The 5211-nt window shown below is 38.3% G+C and carries 6 protein-coding genes; all 6 read left to right on the top strand.

Translation table 11 applies throughout. The annotated features are described in order from the left end of the window. The first annotated feature begins 233 nt into the window (after positions 1 to 233). Complete coding sequence (locus E2B99_RS11135; RefSeq protein WP_276320942.1) at positions 234 to 1133, top strand: RNA methyltransferase; 900 nt, start codon at positions 234 to 236, stop codon at positions 1131 to 1133. Then, positions 1126 to 1956 (top strand): serine O-acetyltransferase, encoded by an 831-nt coding sequence (cysE, locus tag E2B99_RS11130; RefSeq protein WP_134245020.1) that lies wholly within the window; start codon positions 1126 to 1128, stop codon positions 1954 to 1956. The genes E2B99_RS11135 and cysE overlap by 8 nt, the downstream gene beginning before the upstream one ends. Positions 1957 to 2497: 541 nt before the next feature. Then, on the top strand, positions 2498 to 3337 hold the full coding sequence (locus tag E2B99_RS11120) for an iron-containing redox enzyme family protein (protein ID WP_134245019.1): 840 nt from the start codon (positions 2498 to 2500) through the stop codon (positions 3335 to 3337). A gap of 209 nt (positions 3338 to 3546) precedes the next feature. After that, positions 3547 to 4119 (top strand): TetR/AcrR family transcriptional regulator, encoded by a 573-nt coding sequence (locus E2B99_RS11115; RefSeq protein WP_134245018.1) that lies wholly within the window; start codon positions 3547 to 3549, stop codon positions 4117 to 4119. 345 nt (positions 4120 to 4464) lie between these two features. Beyond that, on the top strand, positions 4465 to 4797 hold the full coding sequence (locus E2B99_RS11110) for a hypothetical protein (RefSeq protein WP_134245017.1): 333 nt from the start codon (positions 4465 to 4467) through the stop codon (positions 4795 to 4797). A 261-nt stretch (positions 4798 to 5058) separates the two neighbouring features. Then, on the top strand, positions 5059 to 5211 hold a 153-nt coding region (locus E2B99_RS11105; RefSeq protein WP_005137992.1), incomplete at its 3' end, for a helix-turn-helix domain-containing protein.

Raw genomic sequence — 5211 nt, 5'->3', positions numbered from 1 at the left:
CGGATGCATATATTGCAGAAATCACTCAACGATTGAACCATCGTCCAAGAAAAAGACTCGGATTTAAAAGTCCGAGTCAGGTATTATTCCAAGAACATGGTGTTGCACTTCAAATGCTAATCTAAGTTCTTCTAATCACTGTAAATAAGGTGAGTAAATTTTTATATCTTAAATAATGTTATAGTAATAAGCAGTTTTGGAAAGTCCTGTTTTACGGAAATTGCGAGTTTGTTTTGTCTGAAATCTTAACACTGGAAGAGCGGCTCAGTCGTATCCGCATTGTCATGGTCAATACTACCCTGCCAGCCAATATTGGTGCAGCAGCACGTGCTATGAAAACCATGGGTCTGTCCCGACTGGTTCTAGTTGCCCCTAAAACCTTTCCCAGCGGCGATGCAACAGCACTGGCTTCTGGTGCCGCCAGTATTCTGGAACAGACCATCGTGGTTGACACCCTTGAAGATGCCATTGCCGATTGTCATGTGGTGTTTGGAACGAGTGCACGCAGCCGTACTATTCCCTGGCCTTTGCTCGAAGCCAGGGCAGCAACTGGGCTGGCTATTCAACAGGCGGATCAGCATGAGATTGCGATTGTGTTTGGCCGTGAAGACCGTGGCTTGACTAATGAAGAACTGGCACAGTGTAATTATCACTTAACCATTCCGGTTAATAGCGAGTATGGCGTATTAAATGTGGCAGCTGCCATTCAGGTGGTTTGCTATGAACTGCGCATGCATGCACTGGAAGCTCAGCCGAAGCAGCAACTTTCTAATCCTGACCAGCCAGAGCAAATGCCCTTGCCCAATCAGCAGGCCATGCAGTGGGATGAACCTTTGGCAACCCAATCACAAATGCAGCAATTTTTTCCGCATCTGGAAGCCATGCTCACCGATATTGATTTTCTTGATCCGCAGAATCCCAGACTTTTGCCCTTACGTTTGCGTCGCCTGTTTGGTCGTATTCAACTGGATCGCATGGAATATAACCTGTTACGGGGTATCTTTGGCCGGGTACAAGCCTTAAGCCGGGGCAACTGGCCATTAAAAAATACTGCGCAACAAACTCCAGATCATTCCCAAAACACCAAGAACACTTTGCAATCCGTGACTCAGGATGATAACGACCATGTTTAAGCAGCTTAAAGAAGATATTCAAGCCGTCTTTGCCCGCGATCCTGCTGCCCGCAATACACTGGAAGTTCTGCTCACTTATCCTGGTATTCATGCACTGATCATGCATAGGGTGGCTCATCAGCTTTGGCAAAAGGAATTAAAAGGTACTGCACGCGGTCTTTCCACCTTTAACCGTTTTCTAACCGGGATTGAGATTCATCCCGGCGCAAAAATTGGCAAGCGCTTTTTCATTGACCACGGCATGGGGGTTGTGATTGGTGAAACTGCAGAAATTGGTGATGATGTCACTTTATATCACGGTGTAACCCTGGGCGGCACCACCTGGAACAAAGGCAAGCGACATCCTACACTCGAAGATGGCGTGGTAGTTGGCGCTGGTGCAAAAATTCTTGGGCCTTTTACAGTAGGTAAAAATGCCAAAATTGGCTCCAATGCTGTGGTGACTAAAGCAGTTCCTGATAATGCCACCGCCGTGGGGAATCCAGCCCGTTATATTTTAAAAGATTACAAGGAACAGCCTGCTTCATTAAGCCTTGATGATTCACGCCGCATGAATTATGCCAAATCACTGGGTTTCCAGCCTTATGCCGCAGTGCCCAATGCGTCTGATCCGGTAATGGATGGCTTCCGGATTTTGCTGGATCATATGCAGAAAACTGATCAGCGCTTGCAGGATATCTGCACTAGCCTGTCGCAGGTGAATCCGGAATTTTGTGTGCAACGTCAAAAGCCACTCTCCAAGGATGATCAGGCCATCATTGAAGAAATCAAGCGGGAATGTGATTTAAGCACCTGCTCCAACGAACAGGCGTTTAAAAAGTAAATACAGGAATTAATTGCTCATCAATCGTAGTGCTGTAGGGTCGGTCTTCTACAGCACTTCAAACTCAATACGGCGATTGCGTCGTCTGCCTTCTTCACTGCTGTTATCGGCAATCGGCTGATTGGCACCCAAGCCTTCGGTGCGTAACAGGGTTTTATTCACACCCTTGCCTGCCAGATAATCAATTATTACATTTGACTTAAATTAACGTTCATTTTTTATATATAAAGACGGCTTTGATACAATAGAACTTCATTAGTTGTAATTATTAAAATGGCTATTAATATTTTTGCCTAGCCATCACATGGCTGCACTATTTTGGAGCTTTAATAACTCTAGTTTTCATCTTTAATTTTATATAAATAAATTTACAAAAAAGAATTTTTATGATTAAAATCAAGAGTAAAAATTTATTACATGACGTACGGATACAGACTTGTCTGTCCCCAATAAATATGCTTCAATTATGAAGTTAAATTAAACATTAGATAGATAAATTCTCTTTAATGAAACTATTCATACGTTTAAATCCTAGATTATTATGCATATTGATATAGATCAACCTAGAGAAATTGCAGTTGAAAATTTAAAAAAAAGTATCCCTAAGGAACTGTGGGATACCAATGAGCAGTTCATTGCCCAGCTAAAGCACAAAATTAAAAATCATCAACTAGTTAGTAACTCGATGATTGAATTATTGACTAATGGGCACTTTAATCATCAAGCGGTAAAGAATATTCATCTTGAATATCGTCATGCCATCGTACAGATTTTCACCGACGCCTTATTGATGGCACAATACCAGGCCAGGCAGCTCGAACCCCGTCTCCCTGCTGGCATTAAAATGATTGCGCGGTTCCTGCTTACTTTGAATGTGCTGGACGAATTTGGCTTTCAACCCGGCACAAGCACTATAAATTACTATCAGGGTAATCCAGCCTATGCCCATTATCCACTGTTTGAGAAAGTGCTCAACGAACTGAATATTTCCATTGCAGAGCGTGAGAACTATAAACCAAGCCAGATTGCTGTAGAAGTGAGGCGATATCTGGAAAAAAGTTATGATACTTATATTGCTGTGGTTGCCCTACTGGCGGTTGCAGAACAACAGGTAATCCTGTACAGCCCGCCTTTAAGACAAGCCACTAAAAGTGTTGGCCTGAATGTTGAGCATGGTTACTATTATGTACATGGAGTGTCATCTGATCATACAGCCCTTGCAGCTGATGATGACCATGAAGATGATCTATGGTTTACTTTGATTCAGGCATGTACTCCAGATATCTATCCGTCACTGGAAGACATGTGTATGCACTACTGTGATTTGTGGAATCGCTTCTGGTTATATCAGTATGAAGCCAACAGTCATCTAAAACGCTGACTTTAAAAATCTTTTGCTTTACTAAAATAAGCTTGCTTAATAGCATTAATATATTGTATAAAACGCTGGTTACCAAATTTTCTATTTTTTTAGAACTAATCGAGAAAATAAACCTAAAAAGAGATATAATTATCAATTCAATCTAGTTATCTTCGATTTATTTGAGGCGTTTTATTTCCCATATAGTATTTTGTAAATAAGGATTAACCTTGAAAAATAGCTCTAAAAAAGAAATGATCTATGAAACTGCCACTGCATTATTTGCGCAGCATGGCTTTCATGCTATTGGCATTGATCGAATTATTTCTGAATCAAACGTCGCTAAAATGACGTTATATAAATATTTCCCTTCTAAAGAACACTTGATCGAAAGCATTCTGATCCGTCGCGATGAGCAGTTGCGTACCAGTATAAACAAAAGTATTGATGAAGCAACAAGCCCGTTAGAAAAAATTAAAAGTATTTTTCAGTGGTATGAAAGATGGTTTGAGCAACCCAATTTCTATGGCTGCATGTTTATTAAAGCCTCTGAAGAGTTCTCACAGGACACCCCAAAGATTCGGCAAGTTTCTCAGGATCACAAGCAGTGGCTGACTGATGTGCTAGAGGAATTATTGACACTTATCGGTGTACAACACCCTGCTTCACTGGCTAATTTCATTATGGTAACACTGGATGGCTTAACCGTTAACGCTAATATCTTCGCTTATACAGGTGGTATGAAGCTTGATTCCAGCTGGGCCTTTGTTGAAAATCTGATCTTGCAATCCAAAAAGCACTAATTCTAAAAATAGCCATTAGACTATAGTCATATTTGTTTTTTTTATTGGCTCCATAATTTGCACAAATTTACCTCAATAATGATAATTTTTTCAATTTTTCTATCAAATTTGTAGATTAAAAATCTATTTTTTTATCTTAAATATCTATATATTGCTTTTAAGTTATTGAATTTTATAATTTATACAAAAAATCACACACTGGTTAAAAAACTAGCATTCGGATAACATTTAATTGCAAATAGACAGAACTGTCTGTACCATAAAAATCATAAAGCATACTTGAAATTATTGGTGTGCTTTGATGAGTACTATAATGGATTTTTAACCAGCTACAAGTGATTTATCATGATTAACGTAAATACTGATTTTTCTAATGAGTACTTTTTAAAAGCACAAGAGAAAGCTGATTTTTACTTATCATTAATTAATAATGCTTATGCTGGTTATTTTTCCTTAGCGCCTCAGTTTTTAATAGATTATAAAGTAGTATATTTAAATTTTTATTATATTAATAATATATTTTTGGGCAGAATAAATCTACTCTCTCGACTGGCTTTAATATTTGGGTACCAACCGTTAAGGTTAAATAAAAAGCTATTTACCCTACTTTTAGATTTTAAAATCAAGAAATTTAATATTATTTTAAAACATTTTAGAATTCCAATAACAATAAATTAGTTTATAACGGTAGTCTTATTGATAAGTGACGATATTAAATTACTCTGATATCCTCCCTTTTTTTATTTTAATATAGATTATTTTTCAAGTACTTAGTAATAAATAGTAGTTAATTTTTATAATGAATTTGATTAGGCGATGAAGCATGATCCTGAGGAATTTGACGGGCTCCCCAAAAGGTAAATATAATAAGGCAGAGTAAAACTTGAAGTGCGACATAAACCACCTAATTAATTTAAAGGGTTTATGGAGTATATAAAATTGTCATACCATCATCTTAACTTTGAAGATCGTACTGCATTAATGCTTGAGTCAAGAAAAGAAGGCTTTTCAGCCAGAAAATTTGCTGAACTTATTAAAAGACATCCTAGTACGATCTATCGTGAGCTTAAAAGAAATAGCATCAATGACGTT

Origin of the sequence: Alkanindiges illinoisensis (assembly GCF_004377485.1) — a bacterium.
Lineage (GTDB): Bacteria > Pseudomonadota > Gammaproteobacteria > Pseudomonadales > Moraxellaceae > Alkanindiges > Alkanindiges illinoisensis_A.
This window is presented reverse-complemented; position numbering and strand designations above follow the sequence as displayed.